The sequence below is a fragment of the Halegenticoccus soli genome (assembly GCF_002844195.1).
Classification (GTDB): domain Archaea; phylum Halobacteriota; class Halobacteria; order Halobacteriales; family Haloferacaceae; genus Halegenticoccus; species Halegenticoccus soli.
The window spans coordinates 707720-730647 of record NZ_PEND01000002.1 but is presented as its reverse complement, the minus strand read 5'-3'; the positions used below and the strand labels follow the sequence as shown (position 1 = coordinate 730647).

The window sequence follows — 22928 nt, the reverse complement described above, 5'->3', positions numbered from 1 at the left end:
CGAGGTTCGACACGGCGGTCTTGTAGTCTTCGACCTCGAGGAACGCCTTTTTGGCGTCCATGACGCGGATGTAGACGACGGCGTCGGCGGTCACCGGCGAGTTGTCGCGAGTGATCGCCTCCTGGCGCGGGACGTCGAGCGTTTGGGTCCGCAAGTCGAACGGGTAGGTGCGGCTGACGAACGGGGGAACGAAGTTGATACCGGGTTCGAGCAGCTTGCGGTACTCGCCGAACACCGTCAGCGCGCGCTTCTCGTACGCGTTGACGATCTCGACCATGCTGTACACCACGACGATCGCGAGCAACAGCAGCAGCAACCCGACGGCCGCGACGCCGAAGCCGAGTCCTGCCTGTAGTACGGGGGCCATACTCGGCTCTTGGGATGTTGATATGATAAGACTTGCCCATAAATGCGGGGCCAGATCGCCGGGGGAGATCGATCGCGGCTACGCCTGCTCTGTCTCCCGCTCCCTCTCGTTCGGTTCTCGGTCCCGAGGCTCGCGGCGGCCGCGCGCGAGTTCGCGGTCGATGTCGTCCTCGACGACCGACAGCGCCTCGACGGTGACGACGTTCCCCCCGCCGGGGTCGACGACCATCACCTCCGTCCCCGCCGGGATCTCCCCTTCGACCGTTCGGGCCGCGTAGTAGGGGTTGAACCCGCCCCCGTCGAGCTTGATCTGCCCCTCGGTCGGCGTGACCCGCTCCGTGACGCGTCCGGTCTTCCCCGTCAGGGAGTCCGAATCGCTCGTCCGACCCGATCCCTTCCCCCCGTAGACGTCGAACTCGCGGTAGCCCCACAGCGCGAGGCTACCGAAGACGAGCACGAGAAGCGCGAGCACGATCGGACTGGCGAGCGGCCCGAGCACCAGCCCGACGAGCCCGGCCAGGAGCAGCGCGACCCCGAGGACCACGAAGTGCGCCCCGGGGGCGAGCGCCTCCGCCAGCGAGAGGCCGAGCCCGGCGATGACTAACAGGAGGGGAAGCGTCCCCGGGTCGAGGAGATCCACCTGGAGGACCGTGAGGGAGAGTGACATATTCGAACGTTAGGAACGAGGCCGATTAACCCTTTTCACACCATCGCGACGAGGACGAACAGCGTTCCGACGGCACCCAGAAGCACGAAGAGGGCGTTTTCGAGCGACGGGGAGCCGGGTTCGAGCGGCGGCCGCGCTTCGGCCGCGTCCTCCCCGACCTCGTCGAGTCCGAACCGCCACTCCTCGCCCTCGTCGTCGGCGTCTCGGTCCGCGTTCTCACCCTCGGCGTCCTGCGGCGGTCGGTCGCCCGAACGGTCCCCGGCGTCCCGCTCCGGATCGCTCGTCTCCGGGGGCGACTCGGTCGGTCCGCTCTCTCCCTCCCGATCGTCGGGCGGACGTGTCATAGGTCCACTAGGCCGCGGACCGTCAAAGGCCTACCGACGGCGAGACCGTCCGCGGATCCGACGCGACGCGGTCCCGGCGGATCGGCGGCGGATCGGCAACGGATCGAAGGAGGGCCGGATCAGTACCGCGCGGGTCTGAGGACGTTGCCCTCGTAGACGACGCCGCGCTCGGCGTCGAGCGTGACCGTGGTGCCGTCGTCGAGGCCGTCCGGGACGGGCGCGCCGCTTATCATGGGGATGTCGAGCTCGCGGGCGACGAGCGCCGGGTAGCCGGTCATGCCGGGACGGGCGTCGACGATCCCCGCGAGCTTCGTCGGGTCGCCGGCGAACTCGCCCTCGAACCCGGCGGGGACCGCGAGCAGCGCGCCCTCCGGAACCGACGAGAGGTCGCCCCCGTCGATCCGGTGGAGGGGACCGGCGACGCGGCCGCCGACGATCTTCCGGCCGGTCGCGACGGCCTCGGCGGCGACGTGGACCTTCAGCATGTTCGTCGTGTTCGTCCCCTCCAGCTCCGTCATCATGCCGGAGAGCACGACCACCGTGTCGCCGCTCTGGGCGACGCCGGCGTCCAGCGCGGCGGAGACCGCCCCGTCGATGACCGAATCGACGCCCTCGGCGTAGTCGGCGTACCGGGGGTGAACACCCCACGAGAGGGCCAGCTGGCGGCGCACGCGGTCGTTCGGCGTCGTCGCCACGACCGGCACGACCGGGCGGAACTTCGCGGTCTTGCGGGCGGTGTAGCCGGACTCGCTCGCCGCGACGACCGCCGACGCCCCGATGTCGCGCGCGAGGTAGCGGGCGGCCCGCGCCAGCGCCTCCGTGCGCGACTCCTCGCTCGCCATGGGGACGCGCTGCTCCCGGCTGTCGTAGTACTCCTCGCTCGCCTCGACCTCCCGGACGATGCGGTCCATCGTCTCGACGACCCGCACGGGGTGGTCGCCCACCGCCGTCTCCGCGGAGAGCATCACCGCGTCCGTCCCGTCGAGGACGGCGTTCGCCACGTCGGACGCCTCCGCACGGGTCGGACGGCGGGCGTGAACCATCGAGTCGAGCATCTCGGTCGCCGTGATGACGGGGACGCCCGCCGCCTGGCACTTGCGGATGATCCGCTTTTGGATCATCGGCACGTCCTCCAGCGGGCACTCGACGCCGAGGTCGCCCCGGGCGACCATCACCCCGTAGGCGGCGTCGATGATGCCGTCGAGGTTCTCGACCGCGCCGGCGCGCTCGATCTTCGCGATCACGGGGACGTCCGCGCCGTACTCCTCCAGCGCGTCGCTTATCGCGTACACGTCGCCGCCGTCGCGGACGAAGCTCGCGGCGACGAAGTCCGCCCCCTTCTCGGCGGCGATCCGCAGCTCCTTTCGGTCCTTGTCGGTGATGAGGTCGATGTCGAGGTCGACGCCGGGCACGTTCACGCCCTTTCGGCCGCCGAGCGGACCGCCGGAGTCGACGTGGGCGACGACCGCGCCCTCCTCGACGCGCCGGACGGTCGCCTCGATGCGGCCGTCGTCGAGGAGGATCGTGTCGCCGACCTCCGCGGCGTCGATGGGGAGCGAGAGACCGATCTCCTCCGGCGTGGCCGTGTCGCCCTCGACGAACCGGACCTCTGAGCCGGTTTCGAGGTCGATCGGCTCGTCGAGCGGCGCGGTTCGGACCTCGGGGCCCTGGAGGTCGACCATGGCGGCGAGCGGGTGCTCCGTCGCCCCGTCGACCGACTGGATCAGCTCTATGACCTCCGATCTGTGCTCCGGCGTGCCGTGACTGGCGTTCAGCCGGGCGACCGACATGCCGGCGTCCGCCAGCGCGCGAATCGTCGCCCGGTCGTCGGAAGCTGGACCGAGCGTACAGACGATTTTCGCGTTTCTCATGCCGGGCTCTACGGCCGACCCTCTCAAAAAGCCCGGCGGTAGAACTCGCTCCCGAGTTACAGATTCGAGCGGTGCGAAACGGTCCCGAACCGAGCGCTTCGGAGGGGTTCCGATCGGTACGTGTCCTCCGGCGCCGACCGACCGAAATCCGGCCACAGCGCTTAGGCGATCGGCCGTCGAACGGCGGCGTATGGAGCACATCACCGACGCGGTCGTCGGCAAGCGGGTCGTGACGGCCGACGGCGACGAGGTCGGGAAGGTAACCGCCGTCGAGGACGACAGGGCGATTCTGAAGGGCGAGACGGGCGTCTCGGCCGACACGGAGGCGAGCGTCTCCCCCGACGAGGACGACCGCCTGTCGCTGCGCGCCGACCAGATCGAGTCGGTCGAGGACGACGTCGTCCGCCTCTCCGGCGAGTTCTGACGGGCGGACGGGGATCGCGCCTACCGCACCTTCGTCCCCGGAACCGCGTCGCCACGCGTCGTCAGAACGTCCGCCTGTTCGCCCGCGGCGAGCAGCATGCCGTTCGACTCGACGCCGAACAGTTCGGCCCTCTCCAGGTTGGCCACCACGATCACGCGCTCGCCGACGAGCTCGTCGAGGTCGTGCAGCTGCTTGATGCCGGCGACGATCTGCCGCTCCTCCAGGCCGATGTCGACGGTGAGCTTCGCGAGCTTGTCGGCGCCCTCGATCCCCTCCGCGTCGAGGATCTCGCCGACGCGGAGGTCGAGCGCCTGGAACTCCTCGAAGCTGATGCGCTGGTCGGCGAGGGGTTCGAGGTCGTCGGTACCGGCTTCCTCGTCGTTCGCCGTCGCTTCGGCGTCCTCGGCCTCGTCCCCTTCCTCGTCGGCCGCCGTCGCCTCCGCGACGCGGGCTTCGAGCTTCTCGTTCAGCTCCTCGACGCGCTCGTCCGGGATCTTCTCGAACAGCTCCGTCGGCTCGTCGAACCGCTCCGCCGGGGGTTCGAGCGCGGCGTCGAGTCCGACCTCGTGGACCGAGCCGTCCTCGTTGAGGTCCTCCCAGAGGCGTTCGCACGCGCCGGGCGCGATCGGCTCGAAGAGCACGGCGACGGCCTTGGCGATCTGGACGCAGTCGTAGATGACCCGCGCGGCCGCCTCGGGCTCGTCGTCGACGAGCTTCCACGGCTCGTTGCGCTGGATGTACTCGTTGCCGAACTGCGCGAGGCGGACGGCGGCCCCGCCGGCCTCACGGACCGAGTAGTCGTTGACGGCCTCGCCGAAGTCCGCGACCGCGCCCTCGATGCGCTCGCGCACCCCGTCGGAGACGCCCTCGACCCCGGCCGGCGCCCCCTCGTAGTTCCGGTGGGCGAACAGGAGCGACCGGTAGACGAAGTTGCCGACGGTGCCGACGAGCTCGCCGTTGACGCGCTCCTGGAACTTCTCCCAGGAGAAGTCCACGTCCTGCTGGAACCCGCCGTTGGTGGCGATGTAGTAGCGGAGGAGATCCGGGTCGAACCCCTCGTCGAGGTACTCGTCGGCCCAGACGGCGCGGTTCCGGCTCGTCGAGAAGCCCTTGCCGCCGAGGGTGACGAACCCGCTCGCCATGACGGCGCGGGGTTCGTTGTAGCCGGCCGCGCGGAGCATCGCCGGCCAGAAGACGGTGTGGTGCTGGATGATGTCCCGGCCGATGACGTGGACGATCTCGCCGCCGGACGGAGTCGGGCGAGCCCCCGAATCCGCGTCGGATTCGGAGACGTCCTCGCCCTTCCACACCGCTTCCCAGTCGTAGACGTCCGAGCCGACGCGCTCCGTGTACTGCTTCGTCGAGGAGACGTACTCGATCGGTGCGTCGACCCAGACGTACAGGACGAGGTCGTCCTCCCCGTCGACGGTTTCTTCTCGCGGGCTTCGCCCGCTCGAATGATCCGCGGAGCTACGCTCCGCGCTATCACCGTCTCCGTCCCGTTGCTCCTCCGGAGCGACGCTACCCTCGGGGTAGTCGATCCCCCAGTCCATGTCGCGGGTGATACACCAGTCCTGCAGTTCGCCCTCGATCCACTCGCGGGGCTGGTTCCGCGCGTTCGCGGTCCCCTCCAGCCGGTCGATGAACCCCTGGAGGTACTCCTGAAGCTCGGAGACGCGGAAGAACTTGTGCGTCCGCTCACGGTACTCGGCGGGGTTGCCGGTGATGGTGCTGACGGGGTCGACGACCTCGCCGGGTTCGAGGTGTCGCTGACACCCCTCGTCGCACTCGTCGCCGCGGGCCTTCGCGCCGCAGTACGGGCAGGTCCCCTCGACGTAGCGGTCGGGGAGGTACTGGTCCTCCTCGGGGTCGTAGGCGACCATGATGTCCTTCTCGTAGACGTACCCCCTCTCGTCGAGGGTGCGGACGATCTCGCGGGTGAGTTCGGCGTTCGTCTCGTCGTGCGTGTGCCCGTAGTTGTCGAACTCGACGCGGAAGCGGGGGAACGTCTCCTCGTACTTCTCGTGCCAGCGGAGGGCGAACGTCTCGGGATCGACGCCCTCCTTCTCGGCGTTGACCGCGACGGGCGTCCCGTGCATGTCGGACCCGCTGACGAAGGCGGTGCGCTGGCCGAGCTTTCGGAGGGCGCGCGCGAACACGTCGCCCCCGACGTACGTCCGGAGGTGGCCGACGTGCAGGTCGCCGTTGGCGTACGGCAGCCCGCACGTCACCACCGCGTGCTGTTCGGTGGGGAAGTCCTCGTGGCTCATGGTTGCGTCTCTGTCTCTTTCATCACGCATGCGGGCCTAAAGCCCGCTGGTTTCGGCTGCCCGTGCTGCACCGGAACGGGGCGCGGCGGGGTTCGCCGACGGTCGCCGTCGGGCCGTGCTACCGGCCGACGGTCGCGGGACGGGTCCACCCGGCGCTAAAAGGAAGCGGGCGCATCGAGCGCGTGTCGGGCGGGGGCGCGTACGTCACGTTCGGAGAGAGCCGGCGAGCGTATTTAAACCGCGCGCCGCGAAGGGCCGCGGTTCGCGGTGACCTGTGGCAGCACGGGTCAGGTCAGCGCGACGAACACGTTCCACCCGCCGAGCCAGACGAGCAGCCGCCCGGCGCTCCCGACGAAGGTGGCGATCGCGAACCTGACGTAGTCCTCCTCCAGCACCGCGAAGGCGTAGATCGAGAGCGTGTCGGGAAACGCGGGAACGCACAGCGCGAGCGCGAGTCCCGCGTACCCGTACTTCTGGGCGATTTCGACCGACTTCCGCTCCGACCACTCGATGACGTCGATCGGCGAGCGCCGGAGCGCGCGGATGATCGGCCCGGACTCCTTCGCCTCCTGGCCGAGGTGGAACGCGAAGACGCTCCCCGCGGCCTTGCCGACGCTGCTGACGAGGATGATGACCGCGAGCGTCGCCGCCTCGCCGATGCCGAGCTCCAGCGGCGCGGCGAGGACGACCTCGCTCACGCCGGGCAGCGCGAACGCGATGAGAAACGAGTAGACGAAGACGACGACGAGACCGCCCCACCCCGTCGCCCGTTCGACGAGCCCTTCGAGCCAGGGGAGCTCGAAGAGGCCGCCCGCGACCGCGTCGAACAGGAGCGGGATGAGTGACACGGTAGGAGTTCGTGAACACGCTCACGTAAGCGTTGAGGTTCCGCCAAGCGACTCCTCGAAAGAACGTCAGGCCGAACGACACGAGTCCGCTACGCGAGCGCGTCGACGTCGGCGAGGAACGCGTCGAGGGTTTCGCGGGTCACGTGCGGCATGCAGACCACGCGCGTCTCCCCGCGCGCGGTGCGCGAGATCCGCCAGCCGACCTCCCGGAGCGCCTCGAAGAGCGGCTCGGAGAGCCCCGCCGCGACGAGCGGCAGTTCCGGCGACACCACCTCGAAGCCGCGCGCACGGAGCGCGTCGGCGAGCCGACGCGCGTCGGCCATCGACGCCTCGAACTGCCGGCGGTACCCGTCGGGCCACAGCGCCTCCAGGACGGCGGCGGCGCTCGCGACGCCCGCGCCGCTGCGCGTCCCGGTGAGCGTCGCCTGCGAGGTCGTCTCCAGGTACGGCGTGTCGACCGCCAGCGCGTCGAGCGTCTCCGGATCGCGGGCGAGGAACCCGCCCGCGGGAACCGCCGCTCGCCCGAGCTTGTGGGGGTCGATCGTCATGGTGTCGATATCGGCGTGCTCGAAGTTCCAGGCGACGTCGGCGAAGGGGAGCGCGAACCCGCCCCACGCGGCGTCGACGTGCAGGAGCGCGCCCGCGTCGTGAGCCACGTCGGCGAGCGCGGGGATCGGATCGACCCGGCCGTACTCGGTCGTTCCGGCGACGCCGACGACGAGCGCGGTGTCGGCGTCGAGCGCCGCCTGCACCGCGTCCACGTCGGCGCGGAACTCGTCGTCGACCGGGACGGTCCGGAGTTCGACGCCGAGCACGTCGGCCGCCTTGTGGAAGCTGAAGTGGGCGCTCTTCGGGGCGACGACGTTGAGCGGCCGCGACGAGCCGCTTCGAGCGCCGCACCCGCGGTCCCGCCGCGCCCGGTTCCGCGCCGCCCGCACCGCCTGGATGTTCGCCTCGGTGCCGCCGCTCGCGACGTAGCCGTGCGGATCGGAGAGCCCGGTGATCTCGCCGAGGAGGGAGACGGCCCGCTCCTCCAGTTCGGCCACCCGCCGGTACGTCGCCGGGTCGCCGGGGTTGGTCGCGAGGAACCGCTCGGCCGCCTCCCGCGCGACGGGGTGCGGTTCCGTGCACATCGAAGAAAGGACCCGCCGGAAGTCCTGCGGCGCGGCGCGCTGCATGTTCCCTCCGTAACCCGTCCCACCGCTTATCCGTTCCGTTCTGGTCCGTCCTCTTCTACCCTCGAAGGGGCCGGAGAGCTTCGTCCGCCGGCCGCATCGGTTCTGTCCGCCGCACCGCGGGTACGCCGGCGGCGCGTTCGACGCGTCGAGGCGGAGCGGTGGCTCAGCGCACCGAATCGAGCAGGAGCTTCTGCTCGACGCGCTTCACCTCGTGCTGGACGTCGCGGACGGCGTCGATGTTCGCGCTGATGGAGCTGACGCCGCGCTCGACGAGGAACTGCGCCATCTTCGGCTTCGAACCGGCCTGCCCGCAGATGCTCGTCTTCACGCCCCGCTCGCGGCACGTCTCGATGGTCGAGCCGATGAGTTCGAGCACGGCCGGGTGCAGCTCGTCGAACCGGTCGGCGACGTTCTCGTTGTTCCGGTCGACCGCGAGCGTGTACTGGGTGAGGTCGTTCGTCCCGAAGGAGGCGAACGCGATGCCGGTGTCCGCGAGCTCCTCGATGCACAGCGCGCTGGCGGGCGTCTCGATCATCACGCCCCAGTCGCGCTTGTCGGGGTCGACGCCCGCCTCGCGCATGAGCGTCTTGGCGCGGTAGATGTCCTCGGCGTCGTTGACGAGCGGGAACATGATCTCGACGTTGTCGTACCCCATGTCGTACAGGCGGCGGAACGCCTCCAGTTCGTGTGTGAACACGTCCGGGGTGTCGAGGCTCCGCCGGATGCCCCGGTAGCCGAGCATCGGGTTGTGCTCGCGCGGCTCCGACTCGCCGCCCTCCAGCTCGCGGAACTCGTCGGTCGGCGCGTCGAGGGTGCGGACGCGCACCGGCCGGGGGTAGAACTCCTCGGCGACAGTGCGGATCCCCTCGACGAGCTCGTCGACGTACGCCCGCTCGCCGTGGTCCGCGATGTACTTCTCCGGCGTCTTGCCGAGCGAGAGCACCATGTGCTCGATGCGGAGGAGGCCGACCCCGTCCGCCCCGGTCGCCGCGGCCCGCTCGGCCGCCTCGGGGATGGAGACGTTCACCTTGACCTCCGTGGCGGTCATCGGCTTGACCGGCGTCTTCGGACGGACCTCCTCGACCGGCTCGCGCTCGCGTTCCGGGGGTTCCTCGCTTCCCTCGCGGACGGTGCCCTTGTCGCCGTCGAGAGTGACGACCTGCCCGTCTTCGAGCTGGCGGGTGGCGCTGCCGGTGCCGACGACGGCCGGCACGCCGAGCTCGCGGGAGACGATGGACGCGTGGCTCGTCATGCCGCCCTCGTCCGTGATGATCCCGGCCGCCCGCCGCATCGCGGGCACCATGTCGGGCATCGTCATCTCGGTGACGATGATGTCGCCCTCGTTCACCTTGTCGAGCTGGTCGAGCTTCGTGACGATGCGGACCGCGCCGGAGGCGATACCCGGGCTCGCGCCGAGCCCGCGGAGGAGGACGTCGTCGCCGGACGATTGTCGCTGTTGCTGCGCCGACTCGGAACCGCCGTTGGCGGCCACGGTGGCCTCCGGGGAGTCGGTGCTCGCGTCGTCGATGTCGCCCTGCTCGCTGATGGTGGTGATCGGCCGCGACTGGAGCATGTAGATCTCCCCGTCGGCGATCGCCCACTCGACGTCCTGCGGGGTGCCGTAGTGCTCTTCGACCCGGACGCCGAGCCCGACGAGCTCGCCGATCTCCTCGTCGGAGATCACCCGCGCCTCGCGCTTGTCCTCGGGCACGTCGCGCTCGACGGTCTCGCCGCTCTCGGGGTCCTTGACGTGCATGAGCTTCTTGTCGGCGACGGTGAACTCCTCGACCTCGGCCGTCTCCCGGTCGACGACGTAGTTGTCCGGGGACACGGAGCCGGAGACGACCGCCTCGCCGAGCCCCCAGGCGGCCTCGATGATGATCCGCGGCTCGCCGGTCGAGGGGTGGCTCGTGAACATGACGCCGCTCTTGTCGGCGTCGACCATCCGCTGTACGACCACCGCGATGTCGACCTCCTCGTGCGGGAAGCCCTGGCGGTTCCGGTAGTAGATGGCCCGCTGCGAGAACAGCGACGCCCAGCACTCCTTGACGCGCCGGAGGAGGTCCCTCTCGGTCACGTTGAGGAACGTCTCCTGCTGGCCGGCGAAGGAGGCGTCGGGCAGGTCCTCCGCCGTCGCCGACGAGCGGACCGCGACGAACGCCTCCTCGTCCTCGTCGCCGATGGACCGGTAAGCCTCCAGGATCTCCTCGCGCACCTCGGCGGGGAGCTCCGTTCCCATGATGAGTTCGCGCGCGCGGTCCTGCGCGCCCGCGAGCGCGGCGGAGTCCTCCGGATCGATGTCCATCGCCGCGAAGAGTTCGTCGTCGATGCCGGAGTCCTCGATGAACGCGCGGTACGTCCCGGCCGTCACGACGAATCCGGGCGGGACGGGCAGTCCTGCCGCCGTGAGTTCGCCGAGCGAGGCCCCTTTGCCGCCGACCGTCTCCAGGTCGGCGGCGCGGATGTCGTCCAGCCAAAGTACAGCCATTGCGCATTCGGAGGGTCGACAAACTCGCTAAAGAAGCTTGCGACCGGTGCGGCGGTGAAAAATACTGACTCGGTGGCGAGTAAGAATTGTCGCGCTCGGCGGACGTTCGTCGGCCGGTGCCGTATACGACCGGACGCCCCTGTGCGGTCAGGCCTCGATGATCCCGTCGTCCTCGTCAGCGGGAACCGCGACGGACCCGTCGAACGCCGCGACGGCGCGGCCGCCGACCCGGACCGTCTCGCCGACGCGAACCAGAACCGCGCTCGGTCGGTCGACGAAGTGGCCCTGCTCGAACCGCATCTCCGCCGGGATCCCCCGCGCGTCGACTCGGTCCCCGACCGGGCGTTCCGAGCCCCCGCCCGCCTCACCCTCGAACGCACCGACGCGCCGGAGGTACGCCCCGCAGGCCCCGGCCGCGGGACCCGTCGCCGGATCCTCGCGGACGCCGAAACCGGGCGCGAACGCGCGCGCGTGCAGCGTCGACTCCGCGGAGAGCGCGTCGAAGGTGAACGCGTACACCCCGTCGACGGCGTGCTCGTCCGCGAGCGCCGCGACGGCGTCCGCGTCGGGCTCCGCGCCGCCGAGCGGTTCGAGGAAGCTCACGGGGACGACGAGGAAGGACGGCCCGGCGGAGGCGACGGCCGCGGGGAGTTCCGCGGCCACGTCGGAGAGGGCCGCCGGATCGACGCCGAGCGCCGCCGCGGCGCGGTCGTAATCGAGGTCGATCGCGGCGACGGTCGGCCGCGGTTGCGGCACCCAGACGACGCCCTCCGGGGTCACCTCGACCGCCAGATCGCCGGCGTTCGTCGCAAGCGAGTGCGTTCCGGCGTCGATGCCCCTCTCCTCGTGCAGGTGCGCGTGCGCGGCGACGGCGGCGTGGCAGCAGCGGTCGACCTCCCCCGCGGGGGTGAAATACCGGACGCGGCGGTCGGCGGACCTCGAAGGGAGGAGAAAGGCGGTCGCGTCCGCGCCCAGCTCGCGGGCGACGGCCCGCATCTGCGACGCGGAGAGCCCCTCGGCGTCGGGGACCACCCCGGCCGCCCTGCCGGAAAACGGCTCCGAAGCGAACGCGTCGACGAGCAGCGCGCGGCACGTCTCCATGGGCCGTGGTCGCAGTAGGGGCCCATCAAACTACGGGTCAGGATCAGCGGAGAGGGTCGACCGCCGCTGTCCGCACACAGCCACGAGCGGCCGCGCGCAGCCGGGGCTGCCGATGTCACCGTTTCTCACACGGACACTAATGACACGTTTTATGAAATTTATTTTAAGAAAAATTAATGTTGAAATGAAATTATTCGGCGGTTGAGGTTCAAAGATGAAAGAAAACCTCAGCAGACGGAAGTTCCTGGGAGCGACGGCCGCGGCGATCGGCGGAACGGCGACCCTGTCGGGGACCGCGTCGGCCCACTACGACGGGCTGCCGGTGTACACGACGGACGACCTGAACGCCCGGACCGGACCGGGGACGGGGTACGGCGTCATCGCGACCGTCGAACAGTACACCGGCGGGTACGTGATCGACGGGCCGGTGGACAGCGACGGGTACCGCTGGTGGAAGTTCCGCTGGAACGGCGACGGCGACAACGGCCGGTTCGAGGGCTGGTCCGCGGAGAACTGGACGGCGCACGCGAACATGGCGTACCCGGCGACGGGCATCGTCACCTCGGTCTGGGGCGAGGACCGCGGCAGCTACTACCATTACGCGCTCGACATCGCCAACGACACCGGCACCCCGATCCTCGCGTCGCGCGCGGGCACCGTCGCCTACACCGGCTACGAGTCCGGCGGCTGCGGCAACTACGTCAAGATCGATCACGAGAACGGCTATCAGACCCTCTACTGCCATCTCTCGGAAGTGTGGGTCTCCGGCGGCCAGACCGTCGGTCGGCACGAACAGATCGGCACGATGGGGAGCACCGGTAACTCGACCGGGCCGCACGTCCACTTCGCCGTCGAGCAGAACGGGAGCGACCAGTACGTCGCCGGCGACTACGACGACGAGATCTACGTGAGGAGCGGGATCCCGAAGAACTACGACCTCTCGAACTTCTGAGCGACCCCGGCGCTCCGATTTTTCGCTCGTCGATCCGCCCGCTCCGCGGGATCGCCGCCCTCAGTCGTCGGCGGGCGCGGGTTTCGGCTCCGCCGCCAGGAGCCGGTCGAGCGCGTCGACCATCGCCTCGACGCTGGCGCGGGTGATGTCCGCGTCCGAGGAGGCGACCGTCACGCGCCGGTCGCCGCGGGACATCTCGACCTCGACGGTGACGACCGCGTCGGTGCCGCCGGTGATGGCGTCGACGTGGTAGGAGTCGAGCTGCGCGTCCGCGCTCGCCCCGAGCGCGCCCCGTACGGCCTCGACCGCGGCGTCCACCGGCCCGCTGCCGGTGCCGCTGGCGACGCGCTCCTCGCCGTCGACGAGCAGCCGGACGCTCGCCGTTGGCGTGCCGCCGCCGCTCGCGGCCGTGAGGTCGAGCAGCTCGACCCGCCGGTCTCGCTCGCGCCCCTGCACGTCCTCGGCGACGGCGAGGAGGTCGGCGTCGGTGACGCGCTTGCCCCGGTCGCCGAGGGCCTTCACGCGCTCGACGACCGCCGCGAGCTCCTCGTCCGTCGCCTCGACCCCGTGTTCGTCCAGCGCGGCGCGGACCCCGGCCCGGCCCGCGTGCTTGCCGAGGACGAGTCGGCGCTCCCGGCCGACGGTCTCCGGCGGATACGGCTCGTACATCGCGTCGTCCTTGAGCGTGCCGTCGGTGTGGATGCCGCTCTCGTGCGTGAAGGCGTTCTGCCCGACGACCGCCTTGTTCGGCGGGAGGTCGATCCCCGTCGCCCGCGCCACCAGCTGGGCGAGGTCGTGGAGCTCGTCGAGCTCGACGGTGTCGACGCCGTAGCAGTGGTGCAGGGCGATGGCGACCTCCTCCAGCGCGACGTTGCCGGCGCGCTCGCCGATGCCGTTGACCGTCGCGTGGACGAGGTCCGCCCCGGCCGCGAGGCTGGCGTAAACGTTCGTCATCGCCAGCCCGAGGTCGTCGTGCGTGTGGGTGCTCGTCGGACCGAGCGCCGCGAGCGTCGAGACGACCTCGTAGGTCCGCTCGGGGCTCGCGTGGCCGACGGTGTCGGCGTAGCAGACGCGGTCCGCGCCGGCGTCGAACGCCGCGGACATGAGCCGTTCGAGGAACGCCGTGTCCGCGCGCGACCCGTCCTCGCCGATGACCTCGACCCAGAGGCCGTGGTCGCGGGCGTACGCCACGAGGTCCGCGGTCCTCGCGACCACCTCCTCGCGAGTTGCCCCGACCTTCCGTTCGACGTGGCGGTCGCTCGCCGGCACGACCAGGTTCACCCCGTCGACGTCGCAGTCGAGCGCGAGGTCGACGTCGCCGCGGACGCCGCGGGTGAAGCTCGTCACCGTCGCGTCGAGGCCGAGGTCCGTCACCCGGCTGATCGTCTCGCGCTCGCCCGGCCCGGTGCAGGCGCTCCCCGCCTCGATCACGGAGACGTTCGCGCGGTCCAGCCCGCGGGCGATTTCGGCCTTCTCGTCGGGCGACAGCGACACGCCCGGCGCCTGCTCGCCGTCGCGGAGCGTCGTGTCGAGAAGCAGTACCTCGGTTCCGGAGGCGAGCGGGCGTCCGAGACCGCCGAACGGTCCGGTCACGCCTCGATCGCCGTCGTGAGAGTCATGCGCGCGGGAGAATTTCACGGCCAGCCGAGTCGCCTCGACTTACTCTATCCTCCGACGTCGGGGTGTCATCCGACATGGTGTCTCACACCAGGGTCGGTCGGCGGATAAAGGAGGCGGTTCCGACAGAACTTGGTGTCCGATCGAACCGGCCGGCTCGATCTGATGCCGTGCGCTTACGGTGCGAGCGCCCGAAGATCCGAGCGAATGAGCCCCGAACACCGGAAGGCGGAGTCCCGATCCCCGTCGATCAAACTGGAGGCGCGAGAGCTCACGCGCGTCGTCGACGGGGTGCGAATCGTCGATTCGATCTCGGTTCGAATCCGCGAGTTCGAGGTGTTCGTCGTCGTCGGCCCGTCCGGGTCGGGGAAGTCGTCCTTCCTCAGGCTGTTGAACCGGCTCGACGAGCCGACCGAGGGAACGGTGCTCCTCGACGGCGTCGACTACCGCGAGTACCCGCCCCGCGAGCTCCGGAAGCGCGTCGGGCTCGTCCCGCAGGATCCGGCCCTCGTCGACGGCTCCGTCTACGAGAACGTCGTCCGCGGCCCGGGACTCCGGGGCGAAGCGGTGGACGATCGCCGGGTCGAGACGACGCTCCGGCGGCTCGGCCTCGACGGGTACGCGGAGCGGGACGCGGCCGACCTCTCCGGCGGGGAGGCCCAGCGCGTCGCGCTCGCCAGGACGCTGGTGAACGGTCCCGAAGTGCTCCTGCTCGACGAGCCGACGTCGAGCCTCGACTCGCGGGCGGAAGCCCGCGTCGAGTCGCTCCTGCGCGATCTGTCCCTCACCGTCGTCCTGGTGACGCACGACGAGAGGCAGGCGGAGCGGCTGGGCGAGCGAGCGATGAGACTGCGCGACGGGCGAGTCGAGCGGATCGGGACGGCACGCGAGGTGGTCGCGTGAGCGCGGTCGCCCAGGCGGCCGAGTTCGCGGACCAGTTCCGCGACCCGGTGCTCGCCAAGGGCGTCTCCCAGGTCGCCACGGCGACCGTACTCGCGGCCCTCGTGGTCGGAGTCTCCCGCCTCCGCGGACTCGACCTCGAACGGGAGCTGGGCGTCGCGCTGACGAGGGGGTTGGTGCAGATCGTCGCCATGGGGTCGATCGTCGGCGTCCTGCTCACGGTCGACTTCGTCTGGAGCGGCGCGATCCTCCTCCTCATGATCGGCGGCGCGACCTGGATCTCGAAGAACCGGGGGGAGGGGCTGCCCGGCGTCGTCCGCGTCTCGTTCGCGGCGATCGCCTTCGGGGCCGGCCTCGTCATCGTCGTGATGACGATCGCGGGGGCGATCGAGCCGACCGTCAGGAACCTCGTGCCGGTCGGGAGTATGATCATCGCCAACTCGATGCAGATCAACTCGCTCGCGCTCGATCGCTTCAGGGGGGAGCTCCGGTCGAACCGGGCGGAGATCGAGGCCGGGCTCGCCCTCGGCGCGCCCCCGTCGGCGGTGATCGCAGAGCACGTTCGGACGGGCGTCAGGGCCTCGCTCATCCCAATCGTCGACTCGCTCAAGAGCCTCGGGTGGGTGTGGATCCCGGGCATCATGGCGGGGATGATCCTCTCCGGCGAGAACCCGATCTACGCCGCGCTCTACCAGTTCGTCATCATGGCGATGATCTTCGGCGCGGGGGGACTGACGAGCGTGACCAGCAGCCTCCTGATCGGCACGTACGTCTTCACCGACGCCGAACAGCTGAAGGAGATCGGCGACGCGACGGACGATGGGGCTTCGGGAGCCTGATCCGTCGGCGGCGGGCTACCCGCGGACCTCCCGGCGGGCGTCGCGCCCCGTCGGATTCCCGGTCCGGACCGGGGCGCGACGCGCTCACCCGGACTCGCGCGCGCCTTCGAGCCGGACGACGTCCCCTTCCTCCACCCCGTCCGCCGCGCCGGCGGGGAGTTCGACGATCGCGTCGGCGGTCCCCCAGCCGAGGCCCGTCCACGCCCGGAGTCGTCGCTTCCGGGTGACCTCGCCCTCGATGAGCCAGAGCGCGTCGATCGAAAACGGGACGAAAACCATGTGGAGGCTCCGGGTCGTCGGCGCGTCGAAGCGGAAGACGAGCGCGTAGTCGTCGAGGACCGATCGACGGAACATCAGCCCCCGGGCCTTTGCGAGAACCGAATCCGCCGTCTCCACGCGCGTCGCCAGGACGCGTTCCCTCCCTCCGTGTCGGTGTACGAGACGCACAGCAGCCCGACGGGCGGGGAACACAAAAAGAAGTGAGGATTCAAATCCGTCGACGGACAAGTGGCGGCATGGAGAAGACGCCCGCGGGAACGCCCGTCGGCGCGGACGACCCGTACGAGTTCGCCGGCCGGTGCGACCACCTCACCGGCGACGGTCGGTGTCGGTACGCGCTCGGGTACGCCGGCCACGACCCCGAGTTCGCCGCCGAGCGGGCGGCGGACGACTACGCGTGCCCGGTCGGCGAGGATGACTGCGAGTGGCGCGACTGCCCGCACTACCGCTCGACGACGGACGGTCGCGAGTGCGTCCGCTGCGGACTGGAGGAGGTGCGGATGGCCCACGAGAACGCCCGACCGCTGCTGGAGGAACACCACCTCTCCTACGCCGACGGCGGCGGGACGAGCCACGAGATCACCGTCGCGCTCTGCCGGTGGTGTCACGCCAAGATCCACAACTCGTTCGCGCGGATCACCGACGACGCGAGCCCCGACCCCGAGGCGACCGCGGCGCGCGAGGAGCGGCGCGGCAGGGAGATGGCCGAGTTCGGGTTCGCGTCGGCCGCGGAGCGGTACGCGAACGACCGCGACCGCGAGTGAGACCGAGACCGCGAGCGGGTGGACGCCGCCGGGACGACCGAACGCCGCTCGGACCGCAGTCGACCGGGCCACAACCTTATTGCTCCGTGCTAACGATCCACTCGTATGGCTTCGATACTCCGCCGCCTGATCCGGCTCGTGCGCGTCCTCGACGACGTCCGCAGCGTCGTCCGGTCGCTCAAACTGCTCCGGAAGCTCGTCAGGGGGCTTCGGGGCGGACGCGCGTCCGCCTGAGCCGCGACCGACGGGCTGACGTGCCACCCGGACGTACTGCCCCCGATGACGGCCACCGCCGCGCGCCTCGGTCACGTCCACCTCAAGGTCAGAGACCTCGACCGCGCGATCGACTTTTACGCAGACCTGCTCGGCCTCGCCGTTACCGAGCGGTACGTGAACTTCGCGTTCCTCTCGTTCGGCGAGCGCCACCACGACCTCGCGCTCCAGGCGCTCGGAGAGAGCGCCCCCGGCCCCGGCGAGGGCGTCGGCCTCTACCACACGGCCTGGGAGGTCGAAACGCCCGAGGCGCTGGCCGCGACGCACGACCGCCTCCGCGAGCGCGGCGTCGCGGTCTCCCCCGTGGATCACGGGATCAGCAAGGCCCTGTACTTCGACGACCCGGACGGCAACGGCGTGGAGGTGTACCTCGACACGCGCGCGGAGAACGATCGGCGCGAGTGGCGGGGGACGAACGCGCGGTTCGATCCCGCCGACCTCCCGTGAACCGGACGATCCCCCGTCCCCCGACGAGAATGCACGAACGCGCACATCTCTCCCGGATTTCGATTGCCTTTTGAGCCCGGGCGTGCAACACCGCCCATGACACGGATCGCCGTCATCGACAACCACGGGCAGTTCACCCACCTGGAGGGGCGCGCCCTCCGGGACGCGGGCGTCGACGCCGCGATCGTCGACAACGCGACGCCCCCGGAGGAGATCGACGCCGACGGGCTCGTCCTCTCGGGCGGGCCGGACATCGAGCGCGCCGGCCGCTGTGCCGACTACCTGGACCTCGACGTGCCGGTGCTCGGCATCTGTCTCGGCATGCAGGTCATCGCGCACGAACTCGGCGGCCGCGTCGGCGGGGGCGAGTACGGCGGCTACGCGGACGTGACCGTCGAGATCGTCGACGAGGACGACCCGCTGGTCGGCTCTCTGGCCCCCGAAACCCGCGTCTGGGCCAGCCACGCGGACGAGGTGAAAGCGCTCCCCGAGGGTTTCTCCCACACTGCCACGAGCGACGTGTGCGGCATCGAGGCCATGAGCGACGCCGAGCGCGACCTCTACGGCGTCCAGTGGCACCCGGAGGTCGCCCACACCGAGCGGGGACAGGAGGTCTTCGAGAACTTCCTCGCGATCTGCCGGTCGTAGCTTAAGAGGCCCCGCCCCGTACGTACGACCGAGGCCACGGACGCCGCGTTTCGAACGCGAAGCCGGATCGTCAGCCGGACCCGTCCGGACTGCGGACTTTCACGAGACGCTGGGTTTTACGACAGACCCGGACAAACACCGACCGATGACCGCCACTCAAAGCAATCTCGCGGGGCTGTCGCGCTTTATTTTTCGAGCGCCCAACTGGTATTCTAGTCTCGCGTTCGCGCTCGTCGTCGCCGCGATGGCCGGCGTCGCCGCGTTCGGGTTCGGCATCTCCCGGCGGACGTGGGTGTGGGAGGGGGTGTTCTTCCTCGGCAAGGACGCCTGGGAGGGGATCTTCTTCATCGGCATCCCGACGATCATCGCCAGCTTCGGCACCGCCGGCGTCGACCGGCTGGTCGGCGGAAAGCTCACCCGGAACCGGTCGTCGCTGCTCGCGCTCACCTGCGAGGTCGTCGTCGTCGCCGTCGTCACCCTCGCGGCCATCCTCGCCGTGCTCGTCCCGTGGCTCGGCCAGCGGTTCGTCTTCGACGCGCTCGTCGTCGCGCTCGCGTCCATCTTCGCGCTCCGGCTCCTCGTCGTCATGGCGGTCTCGCGCTCGTCGCTGCTGGTGGCGAGCGTGCCGGCGAGCCTCCAGACCGTCGCGTCCGCCGTGCTGCTCTTCGTCTACAGCGGCACCATCCGCTACGTGGAGGTCGGCGGCGACATCTTCGACGCGTACCTCCTGCGGTACCTCTCGCGGGCGGACCACGCCCCGCCCGTGCTGTCGGCGATTAGCCCGGACCACTTCCTCCTCCTCGCGGTCACCTGTCTCGTGTACGCGGGGGCCGTCTACGTCTTCCTCACCGTCATCGACCGGCCGTGGCGGAACAGTCTCGGGGTCTCGGGGCTCGACTTCCTCCGCGGGTTCATCGGCCACATCGCCGAGGGCTCGCGCGAGCTGGAGGACTTCTTCGAGCAGCTCGGCCAGCGGGCGGTCGTCCCCGTCACGGTGCTCGCGTTCCGCCGGGGGGACGGAACCGAGAAGGCGCGGTTCGTCCTGCCGATGATCCACCCCGGCCCGATGGGCGAGATCGGCGGCGGGAACTTCCCCGAGCGGGTCGCCAGGCGGTCCGACGGCCTCGCGTTCCCGCCGCACGCGACCGCGGGCCACGACTTCAACCTCGTCACCGAGCGGGAGGTCGACACCGTCCTCGACGCGGTCGACGAGGCGCACGAGCGCATCGAGTACGCGACGGAGGGGACGCGGAGCGTCCAGGTGACGGCCGGCGAGGCGTCGATGCTCGGGCAGGGGTTCGGCGACGACGCGCTCCTCGTCTCCACCTTCGCGCCCGGGTGCGCCGACGACGTCGAGTACGCCGTCGGCCTCACGGCGGCGACCGAGGCGCGCACGAAGGGGCTCGACGACGTGCTCCTGGCCGACGCGCACAACTGCAACGACGGCCTCGACGGCCCCGACCTCGGGCACGTCACCCCGGGCAGCCAGCGCTCGTTCGACATGATCCGGGCGGCCGGGCTGGCCGGCGAGGCGATCCGCGACGCCGAGGGCGGGGCGGTGCGACTCGGCGTCGCGTGGGATCGGACGGCGTGGACGCCGACGGAGGGCATCGGCCCGCTCGGCGTCCGCGTCGCCGTGACCGAGGTCGCGGGGCAGACGACTGCCTACGTCCTCATCGACGGGAACAACATGGAACCGGGGCTGCGGGACCGCATCGTCGAATCGCTGTGCGACGGCGAGGGCGGGGAGCGCGAGGCGGAGCGCGCGCCCCTCGCGGCCGACGGGGCCGGCGGGGCTCCCGCCCCCGCGACGGTCGACGCCGCGGAGGTCATGACGACCGACACGCACATCGTCAACACCGTGAAGGCCGAGAACCAGGTCGGAGCCGCCATCGACCAGGGGGAGCTTCTCGCGCTCGTCTCCCGGCTCGTGCGCGAGGCGCGCGCGGACCTCGAACCCGTGAGCGCCGGCATGGCCGTCGAGCGGGCGGAGGTCACCGTCTTCGGCAACGACCGGACGGAGACCCTCGCCAGTCACGCGAACGTCGCCATCTCGATGGGCGGCGCGCTCGCCGCCGCGGTCATCATCGCCGCGATGGCGGTGAGCGTGCTGATCTTCTTCCTGGCGTAGCCGCGCGGTCGTCGGCTTACCCTCGCGGCGGCGGGCCGCTCAGTCGTCCGCCGGCGCGGAGCCGTCGGTCGACCGCGACGGCGCGGGGCGGTCGGGCCGCGAGTCGCGGATGAACCGCCGGGCGCTCTCGACGTCGTCGACCTCCGTCGCGAGGCTTCCGACGGCGAACACGACGGTCGTGACGAGGAGACCCCACGCGCCCGCGTGCAACTCGTACGGCGACGGCGCGAAGAACGTGTAGTACACCGTGACCGCGCTCCCGGCGACCAGGCCGGCGATCGCGCCCTCCCTGGTCGCCCGGACCCAGAAGAACGCCCCGACCATGAGCGGCAGGAACTGGATGATCGCGCCGTACGCGCCCGCCAGGAGCTGGACGATCTCGACCTCGCTCGCGACGGCGAAGTAGTACGCGACGGCCGTGACGCCGACGACGGCCGCCTGCGTGATGCGCGTCTGGGTCCGGTCGCTCGCGTCCGAATCGATCACGCGGCGGTAGAAGTCCCGGGTGAACACGCTCGCGGCCGCGTGGATGATGGAGTCCGCGCTGCTCATCGCCGCCGCGAGCCCGCCGGCGAAGAAGAAGCCGACGATCCACGGGTTGAGTTCGAGCGTCGTCACCATGTACGGCAGAATGTTGTCCGGGTTCGGCAGATCCGGCACGTAGAGGACGCCCGCGAAGCCGATCAGCAGGATCGGGATCATGATGAACCCGAACGTCGGGTAGATGGCGATGGTCCGCTTCAGGGTCCGCTCGCTGTTCGCCGTGTACGCCCGCATGAACAGGTGCGGCCACATGACGAAGCCGAGCACGGAGACGACGACGTAGCTCGAGTACTGGAGCATCGGCATCCCCGTCGCCGGATCGCCGATGACGAGGAATCCCGGGTTCTCCGCGGCGATCTGCCGGAACATCGGGCCGATCCCGCCGTACAGCTCGATCGGGAGGTAGACGCCGAGCCCCCACGCGAGCGCGAGCATCATCACGCCCTGCAGTACGTTCGACCACCCGACGCCCATCATGCCGCTCGACAAGACGTAGGCCACGATGACGACGAACGGGATGAGCGCGGCGAGCCAGAACGGGAGCAGGCCGCCGCTGGCCTGGCTCAGGATCAACCCGACGCCCTTCATCTGTAACACCGTGTAGGGGATGAACGCCCCGATGCTCGCGACGGCCATGAGCGCGGCGAGGAGGTTGCTGTCGTACCGGTCGGCGACGAGTTCGGCCTGCGTGACGTAGCCGTACTTCCGGCCGAGGCGGGCGGCCTTCGGACCGAAGACGTACCACAGCACCATCCCGAAGCCGGTGTACGCGAGGATGTAGAACGCCGCCGAACCGCGGCTGTACGCCCAGCCGGGCCCGCCGAGGAACGCGAACGCGCTCATGATGCTCGCGCCCATGACGAAGTAGAGCACGACCAGGCCGAGGGCTCGATCGCCCGCGATGAACCCCTCGGTCGTGTTCTGTTCGGCCTTCCCGCGGCTACCGACGCCGACGGCGAGCGCGACGAGGAGGTACGCCGCGGGCACGCCGAGCACGATGAGCGATTCGGTGTCCACGGTTTCTCACCCCAGGAAGCTGCCGTACTCGAAGCGGTACAGCAGCAGGCTGTTGACGAGCACGATCACGAGCGAGGCGGCCGTCCAGAAGAAGACGAACGGGAGCCCGAGAACGAGCGGCTCCACCCGATTGAACGGGAGCACCCCGGGCCAGACGACGAGACTCAGCCCGAGCGCGTACACGAGCGCGTGGGCGAGGTACCGCCGTCGCTGCGCCCGCGTCGTCCGCTCCGAGAAGAACGTCCACCCGGTCGAGGACGGAAACGCCTCGGTTCGGGTCGCCTGTGCCTCCGTTTTTTCGCGGGTCTCTTCGACCATATGGTCGCACTGTTCGGAGATCGAACTACATAATCCTGTGGGCGAGAGCGTCAGGTAGTGTTCAGATACGCGGTCGCCGCGCCCGGACCTACAGCCGGAGTTCCCGCCGGTCTATCGCCCCGCAACTCGGACAGATGTGCCGGTACAGGACGCGGCTCCCGGTCGTTTCGACCTGCCAACCGCCCTCGCGGTCGACGTACCCGCACTGCCGACACGTCCGCTCCTCCGCGTCGTACCGCGCCTTGAGCCGATCCAGCGCCGTCGTCCCCATGGCCCTGTGGACAGACATACGCTAACAATTATCACGATAATACATAACGCTTCCCCCGGTCGAGGGAGCGTCGAAAAGAACCGCCGCGAGGCGTTACGCGCCCTCGAAGAGGTCGTCGACCGCCTCCCGGGCGGCCCGGGCGGCCTCGTCGGCGACCGCGTCCGGATCGACCTCGTCGTCCGGCGCGTTGAGGTACACGTCGACCTCGAGGACGCCCTCTTCGAAGGTCACGGTCACGTCGAAGTCGCGGACCTCGGACTGCCGGTAGTTGGCGAAGATGACGCCCTCGGCGGCGTCCGACGCGACCTCGACGACCCGCTCGTCGGAGGGGCCGTCGCCTTCGTTCGCCGCGTTCGCGTCGGCCATCTGCGC

The 22928-nt window shown here is 70.3% G+C and carries 24 protein-coding genes; 9 read left to right on the top strand and 15 right to left on the bottom strand.

Annotation, left to right across the window (positions count from 1 at the left end; genetic code table 11):
* The 4 genes from CNO20_RS08665 to pyk all read right to left on the bottom strand — a co-directional run.
* Nucleotides 1-367, bottom strand: a 367-nt coding sequence (locus tag CNO20_RS08665; protein ID WP_269844129.1) for an SPFH domain-containing protein, incomplete at its 3' end; no start/stop codon positions are given.
* A gap of 78 nt (nucleotides 368-445) precedes the next feature.
* On the bottom strand, nucleotides 446-1033 hold the full coding sequence (locus CNO20_RS08660; RefSeq protein ID WP_101295718.1) for an NfeD family protein: 588 nt from the start codon (nucleotides 1031-1033) through the stop codon (nucleotides 446-448).
* Between the two features lie 35 nt (nucleotides 1034-1068).
* Nucleotides 1069-1377: a DUF7312 domain-containing protein gene (locus tag CNO20_RS08655; protein ID WP_101295717.1), complete on the bottom strand. Its 309-nt coding sequence runs from the start codon at nucleotides 1375-1377 to the stop codon at nucleotides 1069-1071.
* A gap of 119 nt (nucleotides 1378-1496) precedes the next feature.
* Nucleotides 1497-3248, bottom strand: a complete 1752-nt coding sequence (pyk, locus tag CNO20_RS08650; RefSeq protein WP_101295716.1) for a pyruvate kinase — start codon at nucleotides 3246-3248, stop codon at nucleotides 1497-1499.
* Nucleotides 3249-3438: 190 nt separating this feature from the next.
* Here pyk and CNO20_RS08645 point away from each other — a divergent pair, with 190 nt between their 5' ends.
* Nucleotides 3439-3672 (top strand): DUF2171 domain-containing protein, encoded by a 234-nt coding sequence (locus CNO20_RS08645; RefSeq protein WP_101295715.1) that lies wholly within the window; start codon nucleotides 3439-3441, stop codon nucleotides 3670-3672.
* Nucleotides 3673-3692: 20 nt separating this feature from the next.
* Here CNO20_RS08645 and metG read toward each other — a convergent pair whose 3' ends face one another.
* The 5 genes from metG to CNO20_RS08620 all read right to left on the bottom strand — a co-directional run bounded on the left by metG (nucleotide 3693) and on the right by CNO20_RS08620 (nucleotide 11557).
* Entirely contained in the window at nucleotides 3693-5942 is a 2250-nt protein-coding gene (metG, locus tag CNO20_RS08640; protein WP_101295714.1) for a methionine--tRNA ligase, read from the bottom strand.
* 287 nt (nucleotides 5943-6229) lie between these two features.
* On the bottom strand, nucleotides 6230-6790 hold the full coding sequence (locus CNO20_RS08635; RefSeq protein WP_101295713.1) for a YqaA family protein: 561 nt from the start codon (nucleotides 6788-6790) through the stop codon (nucleotides 6230-6232).
* An 89-nt stretch (nucleotides 6791-6879) separates the two neighbouring features.
* A complete protein-coding gene (gene mfnA, locus CNO20_RS08630) occupies nucleotides 6880-7968 on the bottom strand; it encodes a tyrosine decarboxylase MfnA (RefSeq protein WP_101295712.1) in 1089 nt (362 codons plus the stop codon).
* A 163-nt stretch (nucleotides 7969-8131) separates the two neighbouring features.
* Entirely contained in the window at nucleotides 8132-10456 is a 2325-nt protein-coding gene (gene ppsA / locus CNO20_RS08625; protein ID WP_101295711.1) for a phosphoenolpyruvate synthase, read from the bottom strand.
* A 147-nt stretch (nucleotides 10457-10603) separates the two neighbouring features.
* The gene (locus tag CNO20_RS08620; RefSeq protein ID WP_101295710.1) at nucleotides 10604-11557 is read right to left on the bottom strand and encodes a PhzF family phenazine biosynthesis protein; all 954 of its coding nucleotides are present in this window, start codon (nucleotides 11555-11557) and stop codon (nucleotides 10604-10606) included.
* Nucleotides 11558-11771: 214 nt separating this feature from the next.
* Between CNO20_RS08620 and CNO20_RS08615 the strand changes: the two genes are divergently transcribed.
* Complete coding sequence (locus CNO20_RS08615; protein ID WP_101295709.1) at nucleotides 11772-12509, top strand: M23 family metallopeptidase; 738 nt, start codon at nucleotides 11772-11774, stop codon at nucleotides 12507-12509.
* Between the two features lie 60 nt (nucleotides 12510-12569).
* Here the strand turns inward: CNO20_RS08615 and CNO20_RS08610 are convergent, their stop codons facing one another.
* Entirely contained in the window at nucleotides 12570-14102 is a 1533-nt protein-coding gene (locus CNO20_RS08610; protein WP_101295708.1) for a (R)-citramalate synthase, read from the bottom strand.
* A 231-nt stretch (nucleotides 14103-14333) separates the two neighbouring features.
* On the opposite strand from CNO20_RS08610, the gene CNO20_RS08605 reads away from it, so the two are divergent.
* Together CNO20_RS08605 and CNO20_RS08600 are read left to right on the top strand one after the other, a co-directional pair.
* Nucleotides 14334-15029, top strand: a complete 696-nt coding sequence (locus CNO20_RS08605; protein WP_199174767.1) for an ABC transporter ATP-binding protein — start codon at nucleotides 14334-14336, stop codon at nucleotides 15027-15029.
* On the top strand, nucleotides 15026-15865 hold the full coding sequence (locus CNO20_RS08600; RefSeq protein ID WP_101295707.1) for an ABC transporter permease: 840 nt from the start codon (nucleotides 15026-15028) through the stop codon (nucleotides 15863-15865). Before CNO20_RS08605 ends, CNO20_RS08600 begins: the two co-directional genes overlap by 4 nt.
* 84 nt (nucleotides 15866-15949) lie before the next feature.
* On the opposite strand, the gene CNO20_RS08595 is transcribed toward CNO20_RS08600, so the two are convergent.
* Entirely contained in the window at nucleotides 15950-16312 is a 363-nt protein-coding gene (locus CNO20_RS08595; protein ID WP_101295706.1) for a DUF192 domain-containing protein, read from the bottom strand.
* A gap of 68 nt (nucleotides 16313-16380) precedes the next feature.
* Between CNO20_RS08595 and CNO20_RS08590 the strand changes: the two genes are divergently transcribed.
* The 5 genes from CNO20_RS08590 to CNO20_RS08575 all read left to right on the top strand — a co-directional run bounded on the left by CNO20_RS08590 (nucleotide 16381) and on the right by CNO20_RS08575 (nucleotide 20407).
* Nucleotides 16381-16908 (top strand): DUF7097 family protein, encoded by a 528-nt coding sequence (locus CNO20_RS08590; RefSeq protein WP_101295705.1) that lies wholly within the window; start codon nucleotides 16381-16383, stop codon nucleotides 16906-16908.
* Between the two features lie 105 nt (nucleotides 16909-17013).
* Nucleotides 17014-17142 (top strand): hypothetical protein, encoded by a 129-nt coding sequence (locus CNO20_RS24080; protein ID WP_269844128.1) that lies wholly within the window; start codon nucleotides 17014-17016, stop codon nucleotides 17140-17142.
* Between the two features lie 45 nt (nucleotides 17143-17187).
* Nucleotides 17188-17628 carry a VOC family protein gene (locus CNO20_RS08585; RefSeq protein WP_101295704.1) on the top strand — a complete coding sequence of 147 codons (441 nt, stop codon included), beginning with the start codon at nucleotides 17188-17190 and terminating at the stop codon, nucleotides 17626-17628.
* Nucleotides 17629-17724: 96 nt separating this feature from the next.
* On the top strand, nucleotides 17725-18276 hold the full coding sequence (locus tag CNO20_RS08580) for a GMP synthase subunit A (protein WP_101295703.1): 552 nt from the start codon (nucleotides 17725-17727) through the stop codon (nucleotides 18274-18276).
* 145 nt (nucleotides 18277-18421) lie between these two features.
* Nucleotides 18422-20407 (top strand): DUF2070 family protein, encoded by a 1986-nt coding sequence (locus CNO20_RS08575; protein ID WP_101295702.1) that lies wholly within the window; start codon nucleotides 18422-18424, stop codon nucleotides 20405-20407.
* A gap of 39 nt (nucleotides 20408-20446) precedes the next feature.
* Here CNO20_RS08575 and CNO20_RS08570 read toward each other — a convergent pair whose 3' ends face one another.
* The 4 genes from CNO20_RS08570 to CNO20_RS08555 all read right to left on the bottom strand — a co-directional run bounded on the left by CNO20_RS08570 (nucleotide 20447) and on the right by CNO20_RS08555 (nucleotide 22922).
* Nucleotides 20447-21967 carry a sodium:solute symporter family protein gene (locus tag CNO20_RS08570; protein WP_101295701.1) on the bottom strand — a complete coding sequence of 507 codons (1521 nt, stop codon included), beginning with the start codon at nucleotides 21965-21967 and terminating at the stop codon, nucleotides 20447-20449.
* 6 nt (nucleotides 21968-21973) lie between these two features.
* A complete protein-coding gene (locus tag CNO20_RS08565) occupies nucleotides 21974-22285 on the bottom strand; it encodes a hypothetical protein (RefSeq protein WP_101295700.1) in 312 nt (103 codons plus the stop codon).
* An 88-nt stretch (nucleotides 22286-22373) separates the two neighbouring features.
* On the bottom strand, nucleotides 22374-22574 hold the full coding sequence (locus CNO20_RS08560; RefSeq protein WP_101295699.1) for an HVO_0649 family zinc finger protein: 201 nt from the start codon (nucleotides 22572-22574) through the stop codon (nucleotides 22374-22376).
* Between the two features lie 75 nt (nucleotides 22575-22649).
* A complete protein-coding gene (locus CNO20_RS08555) occupies nucleotides 22650-22922 on the bottom strand; it encodes a DUF3194 domain-containing protein (RefSeq protein ID WP_101295698.1) in 273 nt (90 codons plus the stop codon).
* Nucleotides 22923-22928: the final 6 nt, after the last annotated feature.

Coding starts and splice junctions, on each gene's coding strand:
- CNO20_RS08560 (WP_101295699.1), bottom strand. CDS start 22,574: ATGTCTGTCCACAGGGCCATGGGGACGACGGCGCTGGATCGGCTCAAG.
- CNO20_RS08555 (WP_101295698.1), bottom strand. CDS start 22,922: ATGGCCGACGCGAACGCGGCGAACGAAGGCGACGGCCCCTCCGACGAG.
- CNO20_RS08645 (WP_101295715.1), top strand. CDS start 3,439: ATGGAGCACATCACCGACGCGGTCGTCGGCAAGCGGGTCGTGACGGCC.
- CNO20_RS08580 (WP_101295703.1), top strand. CDS start 17,725: ATGACACGGATCGCCGTCATCGACAACCACGGGCAGTTCACCCACCTG.
- CNO20_RS08620 (WP_101295710.1), bottom strand. CDS start 11,557: ATGGAGACGTGCCGCGCGCTGCTCGTCGACGCGTTCGCTTCGGAGCCG.
- CNO20_RS08565 (WP_101295700.1), bottom strand. CDS start 22,285: ATGGTCGAAGAGACCCGCGAAAAAACGGAGGCACAGGCGACCCGAACC.
- metG (WP_101295714.1), bottom strand. CDS start 5,942: ATGAGCCACGAGGACTTCCCCACCGAACAGCACGCGGTGGTGACGTGC.
- ppsA (WP_101295711.1), bottom strand. CDS start 10,456: ATGGCTGTACTTTGGCTGGACGACATCCGCGCCGCCGACCTGGAGACG.
- CNO20_RS08660 (WP_101295718.1), bottom strand. CDS start 1,033: ATGTCACTCTCCCTCACGGTCCTCCAGGTGGATCTCCTCGACCCGGGG.
- CNO20_RS08585 (WP_101295704.1), top strand. CDS start 17,188: ATGACGGCCACCGCCGCGCGCCTCGGTCACGTCCACCTCAAGGTCAGA.
- CNO20_RS24080 (WP_269844128.1), top strand. CDS start 17,014: ATGGCTTCGATACTCCGCCGCCTGATCCGGCTCGTGCGCGTCCTCGAC.
- CNO20_RS08605 (WP_199174767.1), top strand. CDS start 14,334: ATGAGCCCCGAACACCGGAAGGCGGAGTCCCGATCCCCGTCGATCAAA.
- CNO20_RS08590 (WP_101295705.1), top strand. CDS start 16,381: ATGGAGAAGACGCCCGCGGGAACGCCCGTCGGCGCGGACGACCCGTAC.
- CNO20_RS08655 (WP_101295717.1), bottom strand. CDS start 1,377: ATGACACGTCCGCCCGACGATCGGGAGGGAGAGAGCGGACCGACCGAG.
- CNO20_RS08575 (WP_101295702.1), top strand. CDS start 18,422: ATGACCGCCACTCAAAGCAATCTCGCGGGGCTGTCGCGCTTTATTTTT.
- pyk (WP_101295716.1), bottom strand. CDS start 3,248: ATGAGAAACGCGAAAATCGTCTGTACGCTCGGTCCAGCTTCCGACGAC.
- CNO20_RS08615 (WP_101295709.1), top strand. CDS start 11,772: ATGAAAGAAAACCTCAGCAGACGGAAGTTCCTGGGAGCGACGGCCGCG.
- mfnA (WP_101295712.1), bottom strand. CDS start 7,968: ATGCAGCGCGCCGCGCCGCAGGACTTCCGGCGGGTCCTTTCTTCGATG.